Source organism: Leifsonia virtsii, assembly GCF_030433675.1.
In the GTDB taxonomy this organism is placed as follows: Bacteria; Actinomycetota; Actinomycetes; order Actinomycetales; family Microbacteriaceae; genus Leifsonia; species Leifsonia virtsii.
Genome location: NZ_JAROCB010000002.1, coordinates 595,160 through 609,490 on the forward strand (window position 1 = coordinate 595,160; position 14,331 = coordinate 609,490).

Genomic DNA, 14,331 nt, shown 5'->3' on the forward strand with positions numbered 1-14,331 from the left:
GTTGTGTGTGAATCCGGGGCCGGTCAGAGAGCCGGGCGGACCGTGGAGCGCTGCGCCCCGAGCCCGTCGATCTCGACCTCGACGACGTCGCCCGCCGCCAGGTAGGGGAAGCGGCCGGAGAGGCCGACGCCCTCCGGCGTCCCGGTGTTGATCAGGTCGCCGGGCTCGAGCACGGTGAACCGGCTCAGCCGGTAGACGATCTCGGCGACGTCGAAGATGAGGTCGCTGGTGGAGGAGTCCTGCCGCGGCTCGCCGTTGACGCGCGAGCGGATGCCCAGCCCGGAGCCGTCGCCCACCTCGGCCGTCGGCACCAGCCACGGACCGAGCGGATTGAACGTCTCGAAGCTCTTGCCCTTGCTCCACTGGCCGAGGGAGCGCTGCAGCTGGTACTCGCGCTCGGAGACGTCGTTCGCGACGGCGAAGCCGGCGATGTGCTGCAGCGCCTGCTCGGGGGAGTCGAGGTAGCGCGCCCGGGTGCCGATGACGGCCGCGAGCTCCACCTCCCAGTCGGTGGTCGTCGAGCCTGGCGGCAGCAGGATGTCGTCGAAGGGCCCGACTACGGTGTTCGGGTGCTTGTAGAACACGACGATGTCGGTCGGCGGCTCGGCGCCGGACTCCCGTGCGTGCGCCGCGTAGTTCATGCCGATGCAGATGACCGCCTGCGGCCGGGCGATGGGGGCTCCGATGCGCAGGCACGCGGTGTCGAGCTCCGGGAGCTCGCCGGCGGCCGCTGCGGCCGTGGCCCGGGCGAGCCCGTCGGAGGCGAGGAACGCGCCGTCGATGTCGGCGGTCAGGGGGCGGAGATCCCACGTCGTGGTGCCGTCGCCGACGGCCGGGATCTCGGCTCCACTCTCGCCGAGCCGCATGAATCGCATCGAGGTCCTTTCGCTCGCATTCCGCCTCCGAGCCTATTACTATTTCCTATAGGAATTCAATCCACCACCAGCGAGGGAGCTGCCGGATGCGCGTCGCGCTTCACTCCATTCTCCGCGAGGGCCATGAGGCCGCGTACGATGCCGACCACGCCGCCATCCCGGACGACCTGGTGGTCTCGTTCGAGCGCGTCGGCATCCACGACTGGCAGATCTGGCGCAGCGGCCGGGACCTCTTCCACCTGGTCGAATGCGACGACTTCGCCGCCGCGATGCGGGCCCTCGACGACGACCCGGCCAACCGGCGCTGGCAGGAGTCGATCAACCGTCACGTCGACCACTTCGTGACCGACGGCCCGGGCCCCGAGGGGATGGTGCTCCCGCTGGTCTGGACGCTCACCGCCCAGCGCGCCGACGCCTAGCCGAGTCCGAGCCCTGCGCCGACCCCGAAGCGCTCGCGCAGCACCGCCAGCGCCCCGCGCCGGTCGGCCGTCGCGCCCGCCTCGTGCCCGGCGCCCGGCCACTCCCGCAGCGTCACCTGACCCGCATAGGCCTCCGCCGCAGCACGGGCGGTCTCGGGAGGGCAGATGCCGTCCACCAGGCCGTCGCTGATCCAGCCGGGCGCCGTCGCGTGGCGTGCGGAGGTGACGCCGTCCACGTACGCGAGGGTCCGCGCGACCGTGTCGGCGCGGTCGGGATGCTGCTCCAGGTAGGTGCGGAGCTCCAGCCACGGACCGTTCGCCGCGAGCCTCAGGCCGAGCGGCGCCGCGGTGAGGAACGGCGCCTGCGCCAGCACCGCGGCGAGGCCGGGTTGCAGGGCGCCGACGCCGAGGGCGATGCCGCCGCCCTGGCTGTTGCCGATGGCGGCGACGCGGTCGGCGTCCACCTCGTCGAGCGAGCGCAGGGCGTCCACCGCGCGCGCCGCATCCACGAAGACGCCGCGGTAATAGAAGAGGTACGGATCCTCGATCCCGTCGAGGAGGTGACCGGTGCTGCCGCCGCCCTGCGCGTGCGTGTTCATCACGAGCTGGGCGAAGCCGGCGACCGGCCAGGTGAGGTCGTCGATCGGGTCGAGCCGGCCGGCGCCGTACCCGTTGAAGTGCACGACGGCCGGCAGCGGGCCGGTGCGGTGGCGCGGCAGCCGCAGCCAGCCGCTCACGCGGCGTCCGTCCGCGCCGGCGAACGAGACGTCGAAGACGTCCACGGCCGTGAGTCCGGTGTCCACCGCCTCCCGGCGGATGGCGAGCGGGTGCCGCCGGGCGTCGTCGAGCGCCGACGCCCAGTACTCCTCGTAGTCGTCGGGGGTGGGCAGAAGCCCGGCGCCCAGCAGGGCGGCCGGGGAGGCGGGGGAGCCGGACATGCGGCGGCCTTTCTGAGGGGGTGGGCCGGGACGCGCGTCCCGGCCCACCCGGCGGATCAGCGGACGGTGTAGCGGACGGCGTCGGCGCGCATCACGGCGCCCGACTCCTTCACCACCATGATGGTGTGCTGCGCGTTCCGGAGGCCGGAGACGCTGTACACCTTCTGCTGGGTGCGACGGGTGTCGCTGTGCGTGTCGACCTGCTTGACGAGCTTGCCGTCCACGTACACGTCGACGACGCCCTGGTCAGGTCCCGTCGGCGCGAGCCAGTCGACTCCCGTGCCCGTGAACGTGAACGACACGGAGGCTCCCGCCTGGGTCGTGGCGTGCACGTCGTCGAGGTAGTCGCCGCGGAAGCCGACGCTCAGCGTGCTCGCCCCGACCGGCAGTGTCTTCAGGTACGACGGCTGCAGGGTGACGGTCGAGCCGGACACGGTGTAGTCGGTGCCCTTCGTGAGCGCCGTGCCGTTCGCCGTGATGCCGGTGAACTCGTCCGGGTCGCGCAGCACCGAGAAGGTCGCCGGGGCCGGCGCCTTCGTGTCGAACGACACGCTCGACGGGTCGATCAGGCTCGGCTGGATGACGTCGAGCCGGTCGAGCAGCATGAACTGCCCCGACTTCATCACCACGCGCAGCGTGTGCTGCCCGTTGGTGAGGCCGTTCGTCGTGAACACCGTCTGCTGCGCGGTGTGCGAGGCGGTCGGGATGTTGGCGCTGACCGTCTTCACGAACTGCCCGTCGATGTACACGTCGGCGTCGCCCTCCGAGGAGTCGAGCTCGGTGAGGTACGACACTCCCGTCCCGGTGAACGTGTACGAGAACGAGTCGCCCGGGTGCTCGGCGTAGTGCACGTCGTCCTGGTAGTCGCCGAAGCCGCGCCCGTTGCTGTAGCCCCACTGGCCGGAGTACGCGATGCCCGAATCGGTGTCGTTGACGCTCGTCGTGCGGGTCGGGCCGGTGGAGACCGGCGGCGCCGGCGTGCCCGTGTCGGTCACGTTGACGGTGAGCGGCTGGGAGGTCGAGGCGACCTCGTTTCCGCCGTTGCGGGTCCAGTCGCCGCCGTAGGTGACGCCCTGGGCGTCGTCGTTCACGGTGACCGTCGCGCCCTTGTCGGGTGTGACCTTGAGCAGCCGGACACCGTGGATCGGCACGTCGGACGCGGTGAACGACCCGTCCGCGCGCCCGAGGTTCTTGCGGGCCCACAGGTCGCGGACGCTCGCGGAACCGGTCAGCCCGATGTCGGACCATTTCGCGGTGATGTCGGACTCGGCGCGGCCCAAGTTGAACAGGGCGACCGTGTAGCTGCCGTCCTTGTTCAGCGCGTACCAGACCTGCTGCTTCGCGGTGGAGGAGACGGGCCGTGCGGGCACGCCGGCCTGGTCGACGCCGACGACCTCGGGGTTGGTGAGGAGGTCGACGCCCAGCTTGTCGAGCTTGGTCAGGTCGTTGCCGGTGTACATCGGAGCTGCCGAGATCGCCCACAGCGTGGTGGCGGTGCGACGCTCGTCCGGGGTCAGGCCGTCCATCTTGCCGTTGCCGACGTCGAGCGAGTCGAAGTCGTTCCAGCCGCCGGGGCCGGCGTAGCGCCACCAGTCTGCCGCGCGCGGGAAGAGGCGGGCGATGTTGTTCCACTCGGTGAGCGCCTCGCCGCTGCAGTAGCACTCGACGTCCCACTCCACGCGCCAGCCGTTGGCGTACTTCTTCCAGTAGTCGGCGTTGTTGATGTCGAGCGCCCAGGAGAGCTCGAACCAGATCTTGTGCTTCTTCAGCGCCTGCGACCAGGCGGCGACGTCGGCGCGCGCATCCACCGAGCCGTCGCTGATGCCGGAGCCGGGGGTGACGCTGTCGAACTTGACGAAGTCCACGCCCCAGGCCGCCAGCTGGTCGACGATGGAGTCGACGTACTTCTGCGCGCATGGGTTCGAGAAGTCGATCGCGTAGCCGATCTTCCAGTAGTCGGCCTGCTGCAGCGGCTGCTTGACGATGTCGTGGGTGTTGCAGCCCGGCGCGTTCGCGATCGGGTAGCCCTTCTGGTATACCTCCGGGCCGATGCCGGGGATCAGGTACACGCCGAACTTCTGCTTGTTGGCGTGGATGTGGTCGATGACCTTCTTCAGCCCCTGCGGGTAGAGCGTGGTGCTCGGGGTCGGACGGCCGTTGGCGTCCACCCCGTCGCTCCAGCCGGCGTCGACGTTGATGCGGTCGTAGCCGGCCTTCTGCAGTGTCTTGTGCATGGCGTCGGACTGGGCGATGAGCTGGTCGGCGGTGATCCACTTCCCGTTGCCCGAGTAGACCTGCATGCTGTAGCTGCTCCAGCCCATGTAGGGCTTGAGTGCCCACGGGTCGGCGGTGGAGGCGGCCGGCGGGATGGGCGTCGGCACGCTTGCGGTGGCCGACTTCGGCGCGGCGGTCGGCTTCGCCGTCGGCGTCGCGGTCGCGGTCGGTGTCGCGGTCGGTGCGGACGTCTCGGCCGGCGTCGCGGTCGGCGTCGGCGTCCCGGTCGGAGCGGCCGTCGGAGTCGGTGTCGCTGTCGGCTCCGGTGTCGGCGTGGCGCCGGCGGGGACGGCCGCGGCCGCCACGATCCCCAGCGCCGCGACCGTCACGACGAGAGCCCGGAGGCTCCGTCGTGTACGCGTCGTGCGGGTCATGTTCTTCCTCTCTGAAGAGCCCCGGCGCGTCGGTGCGCCTGGGGTGTTCGGTGCGGTGGGCCGTCTGTGGGGCGTGCCCGGCCGCGCCCGGTGGCTCTAGGCCAGCCGGACGAGGTCGAAGAGCATCGCCTGCTGCGGGTTGAGGGTCGGGAGGGGGACGCCGGCGACCGCCAGCACGGAGCCGGGGAGCGTGACACCCTCTGGTTGCAGGGCTGCGGTGATCCATGCCGGGTCGGCGGCCTGATGCCTGCTCGCCTGGCCGAACTCGTTCCGGACGCGCACGGAGTAGCGGGTGTCGGGGTCGAGCCCGGGGAAGCGGACCCGGCCGGACTGGCCGGGGGCGGAGGTGACGAGCCTGGCCCAGGTGTAGACGGCGCGGGAGCCGTCCTGCGCAACGATCCCGGTGAACGCGGTGGCCTCGTCGGCCAGGTCGGCGTTGACGATCCGGCCCGAGTGGATGAGGCCGCGAAGCTCGCGGTAGACCCCCGCCCAGCGGGCGATGCGGTCGAGCTCGTCCTCGTCCGCCTCCTGCAGGTCCCACTCGATGCCGGCGTGCGCGGTGAGCGCGACGATCAGCCGGAACGACAGGTCGGTGCGACGGGAGGTGGTGTGCGAGCGCTCGGCGCCGAGGTGCGAGCCGATGAGCTCCGGCGGGAGCAGCATCCTGGTCCAGCGCTCGATCTGCAGCCGCTCCACTGGGTCGTTGCAGTCGGAGGCCCAGACCCGGTCGGTGCGCTCCAGGATGCCGAGGTCGACCCGGCCGCCGCCGCCGGAGCAGGTCTCGATCTCGAGGTGCGGGTGGCGGGCGCGGAGCGTGTCGAGCATCCGGTAGAGCGCGAGCGTCTGCTCGTGGACGGCGGGCCGGTCGACGCCGACGTAACCGCTGACCGCCTCGGAGAGGTCCCGGTTGTGGTCCCACTTGATGTAGTCGACGGCGTATTCGTCGACCACGGCGCTGATCTGCTCCAGCACGTGCGCGTAGGCGTCGGGACGCGTCAGGTCGAGCACGTACTGCGCCCGGGCGGTGGCGCCGAGCTCCTGCCGGGGCCCGAGCACCCAGTCGGGGTGCTCGCGGGCGAGGTCGGAGTCGAGGTTGACCATCTCGGGTTCGAACCAGATGCCGAACTGCATCCCGTGCGAGCGCACCAGGTCGACCAGCGGGCTCAGACCGTCGGGCCACACCGTGCGGTCGACGAACCAGTCGCCGAGCCCCGCGTTGTCCTCGCGGCGGCCGTGGAACCAGCCGTCGTCGAGCACGAAGCGCTCCGCACCGACCCGCGCCGCGCGCTCGACCAGGGCGGTCAGCCGCGCCAGGTCGTGGTCGAAGTAGACCGCCTCCCACGAGTTGAGGGTGAGGGGACGCGGCGACTGCGGGTGCGTCGGCCGTGCCCGCAGCCGCCGGTGCAGCCGGTCGGCGAGCCCGTCGAGGCCCGAGTCTGACCAGACGAAGAGGGCCGTCGGTGCGACGTAGCGGTCGCCGTCGGCCAGGGCGATCTCGCCGGGGCGGAGACCTTCGCCGGCCCCGAGCACTGCGGAGAACGCCCCGGCGCCCTCGGTGAGCCGTTCGACGAGGTATTCGCCGTCGCCGCTCCAGGCCAGGTGCGTCGCCCACGCCTCGCCGCGGCCGAAGCCGAGGTCTTCGGTGCCCGCGACGACGAGGAAGGGGGCGTCGTGCCCCGGCTTGCCTCGGCGCGCGCGGCGCACGTGGCTGCCGTAGAACAGCCGGCCGCGCTGCGGCGCCCGCTCGCGGCACCACTTGCCGGTGAAGTCGAGGATGTCGACGGCGCGCTCCGGGACGGGCAGCATCACGCGCAGCGCGTCGAGGGTGTAGGGGATGGTGGCGCCGTCGCCGGCGAGGGATGCGTCGCGGACGAGGGTCGCATCCACCGAGAGCACGCCGAAACGGTCGAGCGCGATCGTCATCGTCGTGCGCAGCCCGGTGATCTCGTCGGCCAGGTCGATCTCGATCGTGCCGCCGTGCTCGCCGTCGGAGCGGTGGCGCACGGCCTCGGTGCGCGGCCGCGGCGTGGTCGCCGTGCCCGCCGCGTGGCCCTCCTGCGCAGGCGTGCCGGCCCAGCCCTCGAACTCGCTCGGCAGCAGGCTGAACGTGCGCGGGACATCGGGCGAATTGTTGAGCACCGCCGGGCCGCCGGTCTCCCGGAGGGCTTCGGCCGCGGCGTCGTCGAGAGGCCCGGGATCCGCGCCCCAGTGCAGCACACGAGGCACGCGCCCAGCCGTGTCGAGGACGAGGGAGGTGCCTGCGGCGCGCAGGCTCAGAACGGCGCCATAGCCGTCGAGCATGAAGGACTCCTCGGACGTTTCCGGTTACTTGACAGTGTCAATTAACCATGCCTAGTGTTTCGAATGCAACCCCGAGAAGGAAGACCGATGACGATCTCCACCGAGACACTCCAGCTCGCCTGGCGCGAGCCAGCAGGCCACTGGGAGGAAGCGATCCCGATCGGGGACGGCCTCCTCAGCGCCATGGTCCACGGCGGCGCAGGCGGCCGCTATCAGGTGAACGACGCGACCGTCTGGTCGGGCACACCGGAGACCACGGCGGAGGAACTGCGCCGGGTCGTCGCGCAGGGTGCGGGGCCCGAGCGCCTCCGCGAGGTGCGTGCGGCGCTCGCCGCCGGCGACCTCTCCCGCGCGGAGGAGCTGCTGCTCACCTTCGAGGGCCGCTACAGCCAGGAGTTCCTCCCGTTCGTCGACCTCACGGTCGAGCTACCCGGCGCGACCCCGGTCGAGGGGGAGCCCGCGCGGGTCCTGGATCTCGACCGGCACGTCGTCGAGGAGTCGCTGCAGGCCGGAGCGGCCCGCGTCGAGCGCGCGTCGTGGGTCGAAGACCGTACCCTCTTCATCTCGATCGAGGCCAGCGAGCCGCTGCCCGAGGTGCGCATCGCCCTCGCCACGCCGCTCCGCGAGCTGTCGCGGTCTCTGCGTGACGGCGTGCTGACGCTCGACCTCGCCGTCCCGGTCGACGGGGCGCCCCTGCACGAACAGTCCGTCGTCCCACCGCTGCGCTACGCGGAGCGGGGCGACGCAGACTACGACGCCTTCGCCGCCGCGGCCCTCGCGGTGCGGAGCGACGGCACGGCGGAGCCGGGGGACCACGGTCTCACGGTCCGCGGTGGCCGTCGGCTGCTGATCGCCCTCTCGTCGTCGACCCGCGCTGAGTCGTGGTGGGCCGGCGCGGACGACGAGTGGCGGACCGTCTCCCGTGAGACGATCCGGGACCGCGCCGTCACCCGAGCCCTCGGCGCCATCGCCGCGGGCGCGGGACAGCGGGAAGGCGCGCTGCGTCACCCCGCGGCGGCGCGGTTCGCGATCGGCGGCAGGCGCGAGGGGCGGTGGGATGTCGAGGCCGACATCCTGCGCGGTTCGGACGACGGGCTGCGTGCGACCGTCGCGGCCGAGTACGGGCGCTACCTGCTCACGTCGTCCTCCCGGACGGGCGGCCCCGCGGCCAACCTGCAGGGCATCTGGAACGGCGAGCTGCGCCCCGCGTGGTCGTCGAACTACACGATCAACATCAACACCGAGATGAACTACTGGGCCGCCGGCCCGCTCGGCGTCATCGAGCACGCGGAACCGCTGATCTCGCTGGTCGAGCGGTTGGCGGCGACCGGTCGCGACGTCGCCAGGGAGCTCTACGGCTGCCGCGGCTGGGTCGCGCACCACAACAGCGACCTGTGGGGCTGGAGCCTGCCGGTCGGCATGGGTCACGGCGCGCCGAGCTGGGCGATCTGGATGATGGGCGGCGTCTGGCTCACCCACTCGCTCTGGGACCACTACGAGTTCACGGCGGACGACGATCTGCTGCGCGACCGGATCCAGCCCCTGCTGCGCGGCGCCGCCGAGTTCTGCCTCGACTGGCTCCAGGTCGGTCCCGACGGCCGCGCCTTCCTCTCCCCGTCGACCTCGCCGGAGAACTCCTACCGGGACGCCGACGGGGTGCCGCGCGCGCTCGGCCTCACCGCGACGATGGACCTCGAGCTGATCCGCTCGCTCTTCGCGCGGACCCTGCGCGCCATCCAGGTGCTGGGCGACCCCGACCCGCTGCGGGGCGAGCTGGAGGCGGCGCTCGCCACGATCCCCGAGCCCCCGGTCGGCGGCGACGGCCGCCTGCTCGAATGGTCGGAGGAGGTGCCGGAGCACGAGCCCGCCCATCGGCACCTGTCGCCCCTGGTCGGCCTCTACCCGCTCGACCTGATCACGCCCGAGGGCACGCCCGCGCTCGCCGACGCCTCCCGCCGCTTCCTCGACGCGCGCGGCCCCGGCGCGATGGGCTGGTCGTGGGCCTGGAAGATCGCCCTGCGCGCACGCCTCGGCGACGGCGAGGCGGCCCACGAGCTGCTGCAGCAGGCGCTCACGCCGTACGACGGTGACGCCCGCCGGCATGGACCGGTCGACGGCTCCGAGTGGGGCGGTCTGCTGCCCAACCTGTTCAGCACGCACCCGCCGTTCCAGATCGACGGGAACCTCGGCTTCCCCGCGGGCATCGCCGAACTGCTGCTGCAGAGCCACGGGGGAGTCGTCCACCTGCTGCCTGCGTTGCCGAGCGCCTGGCCGGAGGGCCGGGCGACCGGGCTCGGCGTGCGCGGCGGGCTCTCCGCCGACCTCGTCTGGTCCGGCGGGAGGCTGGAGTCGACCGTCCTGCGGAACCCCCGCGCTGAGCCGTGCGATGTGCGGCTGCGGTACGACGGCACGGAGGTCGAGGTCCGGCTTGCCGCCGGAGGCGAGCAGGCGATCGACGGGGTCCTGCGAGAGGCGGTCGCGACTCCCTAAGGTGGAGGCATGGACGACGAGCTACGGCAGCGCATCGCGCTGCTCGCCTCGTCGTCGGATGCGGCGACCCGCGTCTTCACCACCATCCTGACCCGCAGCCCGGTCAGCCGCATCGACGTCGCCCGGATGACCGGCCTGTCGCAGGCCGCCGTGACCAAGGCGGTGACGCCGCTGGTGGCCGCCGGGCTCGTGGACGACTCGCTCGGCCTCGCGCCGACCGGTCTGCCCGGGCGGCCGGCGAACCCGGTGGCGATCGTCCCGGATGCGGTGGTCGCGCTCGGCATCAAGGTGAACGTCGACGAGCTGGTCGGCGTCGCCACCGACCTGACCACGCGCATCCTCGCCGCCGACCGCCTGCCGCTCGCCTCGCACGACCCCGCGGCCGTGGTCGAAGCCGTCGCCGCCCTCTGCGGGCGGCTGGCGCAGTCGCTCGGCGGCCTCCGCTCGCGCGTCGCCCGCATCGGCGTCTCGGTCTCGGGCGACGTGGACACGGCGACCGGCGTGGTGCGCGACTCGGCCATCATGGGCTGGCGCGGCGTCCGCCTGGCGGCAGCCCTGCGAGAGCGTCTGGAGGCGGACGTCGTCGTCGACAACGATGTGCGCGCCCTCACGATCGGCGAGCACTGGTTCGGCGTCGGCCTCGGCACTCGCTCCTTCTGCATCGTCACGATCGGGCGCGGCATCGGCAGCGGCCTGCACCTGAACGGCGAGGTCGTGGAGGGCGCCTTCGGCGTCGCCGGCGAGATCGGCCACCTTCCGCTGGCCTCGCCCGACCGCGTCTGCGCCTGCGGCCGCCGCGGCTGCGTGGAGGCCGTCGCCGCCACGAGCGCCATCGTCGCCGCGGCGTCGGCCGCGCACGGCCGCCCGCTGACGATCGAGGAGGTCGTCGAGCTGGCGCACGCCGGCGACCCGGCGGCGGTCGAGGCCTTCGGCGAGGCGGGAGCGGTCATCGGCGCCGCCATCGCCAGCCTGGTCAACCTCGTCGGCCCGGAGCTCGTGATCATCGGCGGCGAGGGCGTCGCCGAGTTCGGCCTGTACGAGGAACGGCTGCGAGCCGTCTACGCCGAGCACGTCTTCGCGTCGGCCGACCGCTGCCGGATCGTCGTGCGCCCGCACACCTTCGAGGACTGGGCGCGCGGGGCGGCGGCGACGGCCATCCGGTCGCTCGTGGTCTGACCCGTCGTCATTCCCCCGTCGCCGCGGTGCTCGCGGTGATCGCCTCGCGCAGGGCCGCGACGGCGGCGCCGCGGGCCCAGTCGGTGAAGGTGTGCCGCTGCACCACCAGGCGGCAGTTGGCGGCGGCGCCGAAGGCGTGCGCCAGGAACTCCTCGCGGAACCGGCGCTCGTAGAGGTCGTAGTCCATGACGCCCTCGCCGGCGATCACGACGACCTCCGGGCCGAACAGGTTCACGGTCGCCGCGACGGCCGCGCCGATGGCCGTGCCCGCGCGCTCGAAGGCGGCGACCGCGGCCGGGTCGCCCTCGTGTGCGAGCCGGATGACACCCGCCAGGGTCAGCTCCGGGTCGCCGTGCTCGAGGCTCACCGCGTCGCGGATGGCCCGGGACGATGCCACGGCCTCCACGCAGCCACGACGGCCACAGACGCACAGGGCGTCGGAGGACGCCAGCGGCAGGTGGCCGATCTCGCCCGCGACACCGTGCGCGCCGACCACCACGTCGTCGTTCACGTAGATGCCGCAGCCGATGCCCGCACCGATCGTGATGATGGCGAACGACTCCGCGTCCCTGCCCGCCCCGAACCACTGCTCCGACTTCGCCAGAGCACGCACGTCGTTCTCGACGGTGATCGGGAGGGGGAGCTCGGCGGCGAGCCGCTCGCCGAGCGCGAAATGGCTCCAGCCGAGCAGCGGGGAGTGCCGCACGAGCCCGGTGCTGCTGTCGATGTCGCCGGAGACCGAGACGCCGACTCCGGCGATGCTGGCCGCGTCGCCGCCGAGCTGCGCGATCAGCGACCTCACGGAGGTCACGATCGCGTCGACCGTGCTGTCCGGATCGTGGCTCTTCAGCCGCCGCCGGGTGGACCCGAGGACCTCGTTGCCCAGGCTGACGGTGACGGCGAAGATCTCGTCCTGGTTGACCTTGACCCCGATCGCGATCATCGAGCGGGGGACGACGCTCAGCGGACGGACGGGACGCCCTGGGAAGGAGTGCTCCGCGTGCTCGCCCACCGTGACGTAGCCGCCCTCGATCAGCGGGTTGACCGTCTTGGTCACCTTGGCCTGCGACAGTCCGGTGAGGCGGCCGATGTCGAGCCGGCTGACCGGCCCGTGGGTGATGATCCGCGTGAAGATCTCCGCGGAGCGGGGCGTGCCGAGCTCCGGTCTCCGGCGGGTGCCAACGTCGTCGAGTGGCATATCGAGAGAGTAGCTCATGCCGCCGCTTTCTTTCTGTCGTGTTCGAATGCGCGACGGCCCCCAACGGCGCGAATCGCGTGCGGTCGCCGTTCTCGGTCGAGCGATGACCTGCTGTCAGGATAGATTATTGACAACGGTAAGGAAATAGGTTTTGCTGTACCCAGTCCGGGCGGACCAAGGCCCGCCCGGCTCGATTCGTTCAGGAGTCTTCGATGACGAAGCTGCAACACCGTGGGCACACGGGGGTGCGCGGATGACCAGCGCCCCGCCCGTGACCACAACGACCACCCCACCCGCCGCACGGACCGCCGCACCGCCGGTCCGCCGCATCCCGACCCGCCGCAAGACCCTCGGTCAGCGCTGGCGGATCGCGCTGCGGCGGCACTGGCAGCTCTACCTGCTGACGCTCCTGCCGCTGGCGTACTTCGTGATCTTCAAGTACGTGCCGGTCTCCAACGCGGTCATCGCGTTCAAGGACTACAGCCCGGTGCTCGGCGTGTGGGGGAGCCCGTGGAACGGGTTCGCGAACTTCGCGGCGATGCTGCAGAACCCGCAGTTCCCGACCCTGGTCTCCAACACCCTCATCCTCTCCGGATACGCGGTGCTGGCGAGCTTCCCCATCCCGATCATCCTGGCGCTCGCGCTCAACGAGGTGCGCCACCGCTGGTTCCAGAAGACCGTGCAGCTGGTCACGTACGCCCCGTACTTCATCTCCACCGTGGTCGTCGTGTCGATGCTGATCCTGATCATGGCGCCCCGGCTCGGGATCGTCAGCCAGGTCTTCGGGTTCTTCGGCGTCCAGTCGCCCGACCTCCTCGGCAACCCCGACTACTTCCGCAACATCTACGTCTGGTCGGACGTGTGGCAGACCGCCGGCTACTCCGCGGTCATCTACATGGCGGCGCTCTCCGGCATCGACCCCTCGCTGTACGAGGCGGCGCGCGTGGACGGCGCGTCCCGCCTCCGCAAGATCTGGCACGTCGACATCCCGGGCATCATGCCCACGGCGATGATCGTGCTCATCCTGAGCGTCGGCAACATCATGGCGATCGGGTTCGAGAAGGTGTTCCTGCTGCAGAACCCGCTGAACCTCGGGCAGTCCGAGATCATCGCGACCTACGTCTACAAGCTGGGCATCCTTAACGCCGACTTCGGGACGGCGACCGCCGTCGGCCTCTTCAATTCCGTCGTCAACCTCGTGCTGCTCCTCATCGTCAACTGGGTGGCACGCCGACTGAGTGGGAGCGGACTGTGGTGACCATCGATTCTCCGGCCGAGCGGACGCGGGTGCGGCCCGCGACGGCGGCCAAGAACATCAAGAAGCCGCGGAGGATCCGGGAGTCGCCCGGCGATCGCGCCCTGCTGGTCGTCATCTACCTCGGCCTCACCCTGGCCGTGCTGGTCGTGCTGCTGCCGCTGCTGTACATCGTGGCCAGCTCCTTCTCCTCCCCGCACGCGGTCACGGCCGGGCAGGTGTTCCTCTGGCCCGTCGACTTCACGCTCAAGGGCTACCAGACGGTCCTCTCCGACCCGCAGGTGCTCCTCGGCTACGCCAACTCGCTGTTCTACATGATCGCCGGGACGCTGATCAGCACGACCCTGACGGTCTGCCTGGCCTGGCCGCTCTCGCGCCGCACCTTCATGGGCCGCAACGTGATCATGTCGCTGCTGCTGTTCACGATGCTGTTCAGCGGCGGCCTCATCCCGACCTACATGGTCGTGCAGAACCTCGGCCTGCTCGACACCCGCTGGGCGCTCCTGCTGCCGCAGGCCGTCGCGGTGTGGCAGGTCATCATCGCCCGCACCTTCTTCCGCTCGGCGATCCCGGAGGAGCTCGTCGAGGCGGCGTCGCTCGACGGCGCGAGCGACTGGCGGTTCCTGTGGACCGTCGTGCTTCCGCTGTCGAAGCCCCTCATCGCCGTCATCGCGCTCATGTACGCGATCGGCCAGTGGAACGGCTACTTCGACGCGCTCCTCTACCTGAAGAGCTCCGATCTCTTCCCGCTCCAGCTGGTGCTGCGCAACATCCTCGTCCTCAACTCGACCAACGGCGGGGTGAGCGACCTGGCGGCGCAGGCGCAGAACCAGGAGCTGGTCAACCTGCTCAAGTACGCGCTGATCGTCATCACCAGCGTCCCCGTGCTGATCATCTACCCGTTCGTCGCGCGCTACTTCAACAAGGGCGTGCTGATCGGGTCGGTCAAGGGCTGAGCCCCGAAGACCCCACGAAGCCACCACAACGCACCATCCGTATCCCGAAACACATCCTGGTTCCAAAGGAGGAAC

General features: G+C 71.3%; 10 protein-coding genes. 5 read left to right on the plus strand and 5 right to left on the minus strand.

Annotated features, from left to right (window positions below; genetic code table 11):
- Nucleotides 1–23: 23 nt before the first annotated feature.
- Nucleotides 24–875 carry a fumarylacetoacetate hydrolase family protein gene (locus P5G59_RS08815; protein ID WP_301218049.1) on the minus strand — a complete coding sequence of 284 codons (852 nt, stop codon included), beginning with the start codon at nucleotides 873–875 and terminating at the stop codon, nucleotides 24–26.
- 86 nt (nucleotides 876–961) lie between these two features.
- On the opposite strand from P5G59_RS08815, the gene P5G59_RS08820 reads away from it, so the two are divergent.
- A complete protein-coding gene (locus tag P5G59_RS08820; RefSeq protein WP_301218052.1) occupies nucleotides 962–1,294 on the plus strand; it encodes an L-rhamnose mutarotase in 333 nt (110 codons plus the stop codon).
- Here the strand turns inward: P5G59_RS08820 and P5G59_RS08825 are convergent.
- The 3 genes from P5G59_RS08825 to P5G59_RS08835 all read right to left on the minus strand — a co-directional run bounded on the left by P5G59_RS08825 (nucleotide 1,291) and on the right by P5G59_RS08835 (nucleotide 7,181).
- Complete coding sequence (locus P5G59_RS08825) at nucleotides 1,291–2,232, minus strand: acetylxylan esterase (protein WP_301218054.1); 942 nt, start codon at nucleotides 2,230–2,232, stop codon at nucleotides 1,291–1,293. The genes P5G59_RS08820 and P5G59_RS08825 overlap by 4 nt on opposite strands.
- 56 nt (nucleotides 2,233–2,288) lie before the next feature.
- Nucleotides 2,289–4,880, minus strand: coding sequence for a X2-like carbohydrate binding domain-containing protein (locus P5G59_RS08830; protein WP_301218055.1), 2,592 nt, complete (start codon nucleotides 4,878–4,880; stop codon nucleotides 2,289–2,291).
- A 96-nt stretch (nucleotides 4,881–4,976) separates the two neighbouring features.
- On the minus strand, nucleotides 4,977–7,181 hold the full coding sequence (locus P5G59_RS08835) for an alpha-galactosidase (protein WP_301218057.1): 2,205 nt from the start codon (nucleotides 7,179–7,181) through the stop codon (nucleotides 4,977–4,979).
- A gap of 87 nt (nucleotides 7,182–7,268) precedes the next feature.
- Here P5G59_RS08835 and P5G59_RS08840 point away from each other — a divergent pair, with 87 nt between their 5' ends.
- Both P5G59_RS08840 and P5G59_RS08845 read left to right on the plus strand, forming a co-directional pair.
- Nucleotides 7,269–9,671 carry a glycosyl hydrolase family 95 catalytic domain-containing protein gene (locus P5G59_RS08840; protein WP_301218059.1) on the plus strand — a complete coding sequence of 801 codons (2,403 nt, stop codon included), beginning with the start codon at nucleotides 7,269–7,271 and terminating at the stop codon, nucleotides 9,669–9,671.
- Between the two features lie 9 nt (nucleotides 9,672–9,680).
- Nucleotides 9,681–10,847 (plus strand): ROK family protein, encoded by a 1,167-nt coding sequence (locus P5G59_RS08845; RefSeq protein ID WP_301218062.1) that lies wholly within the window; start codon nucleotides 9,681–9,683, stop codon nucleotides 10,845–10,847.
- Between the two features lie 7 nt (nucleotides 10,848–10,854).
- Here the strand turns inward: P5G59_RS08845 and P5G59_RS08850 are convergent, their stop codons facing one another.
- On the minus strand, nucleotides 10,855–12,063 hold the full coding sequence (locus P5G59_RS08850; protein ID WP_435871249.1) for an ROK family protein: 1,209 nt from the start codon (nucleotides 12,061–12,063) through the stop codon (nucleotides 10,855–10,857).
- A 235-nt stretch (nucleotides 12,064–12,298) separates the two neighbouring features.
- On the opposite strand from P5G59_RS08850, the gene P5G59_RS08855 reads away from it, so the two are divergent.
- Both P5G59_RS08855 and P5G59_RS08860 read left to right on the plus strand, forming a co-directional pair.
- Nucleotides 12,299–13,303: an ABC transporter permease gene (locus tag P5G59_RS08855; RefSeq protein WP_301218068.1), complete on the plus strand. Its 1,005-nt coding sequence runs from the start codon at nucleotides 12,299–12,301 to the stop codon at nucleotides 13,301–13,303.
- Nucleotides 13,300–14,256, plus strand: a complete 957-nt coding sequence (locus P5G59_RS08860; protein WP_301218069.1) for a carbohydrate ABC transporter permease — start codon at nucleotides 13,300–13,302, stop codon at nucleotides 14,254–14,256. The genes P5G59_RS08855 and P5G59_RS08860 overlap by 4 nt, the downstream gene beginning before the upstream one ends.
- The last annotated feature ends 75 nt before the right edge of the window (nucleotides 14,257–14,331 follow it).

What these genes read in the sequence shown, in the direction of transcription:
- P5G59_RS08815 (WP_301218049.1), bottom strand. Translation starts at nt 875, where the DNA reads ATGCGATTCATGCGGCTCGGCGAGAGTGGAGCCGAGATCCCGGCCGTC.
- P5G59_RS08820 (WP_301218052.1), top strand. Translation starts at nt 962, where the DNA reads ATGCGCGTCGCGCTTCACTCCATTCTCCGCGAGGGCCATGAGGCCGCG.
- P5G59_RS08825 (WP_301218054.1), bottom strand. Translation starts at nt 2,232, where the DNA reads ATGTCCGGCTCCCCCGCCTCCCCGGCCGCCCTGCTGGGCGCCGGGCTT.
- P5G59_RS08830 (WP_301218055.1), bottom strand. Translation starts at nt 4,880, where the DNA reads ATGACCCGCACGACGCGTACACGACGGAGCCTCCGGGCTCTCGTCGTG.
- P5G59_RS08835 (WP_301218057.1), bottom strand. Translation starts at nt 7,181, where the DNA reads ATGCTCGACGGCTATGGCGCCGTTCTGAGCCTGCGCGCCGCAGGCACC.
- P5G59_RS08840 (WP_301218059.1), top strand. Translation starts at nt 7,269, where the DNA reads ATGACGATCTCCACCGAGACACTCCAGCTCGCCTGGCGCGAGCCAGCA.
- P5G59_RS08845 (WP_301218062.1), top strand. Translation starts at nt 9,681, where the DNA reads ATGGACGACGAGCTACGGCAGCGCATCGCGCTGCTCGCCTCGTCGTCG.
- P5G59_RS08850 (WP_435871249.1), bottom strand. Translation starts at nt 12,063, where the DNA reads ATGAGCTACTCTCTCGATATGCCACTCGACGACGTTGGCACCCGCCGG.
- P5G59_RS08855 (WP_301218068.1), top strand. Translation starts at nt 12,299, where the DNA reads ATGACCAGCGCCCCGCCCGTGACCACAACGACCACCCCACCCGCCGCA.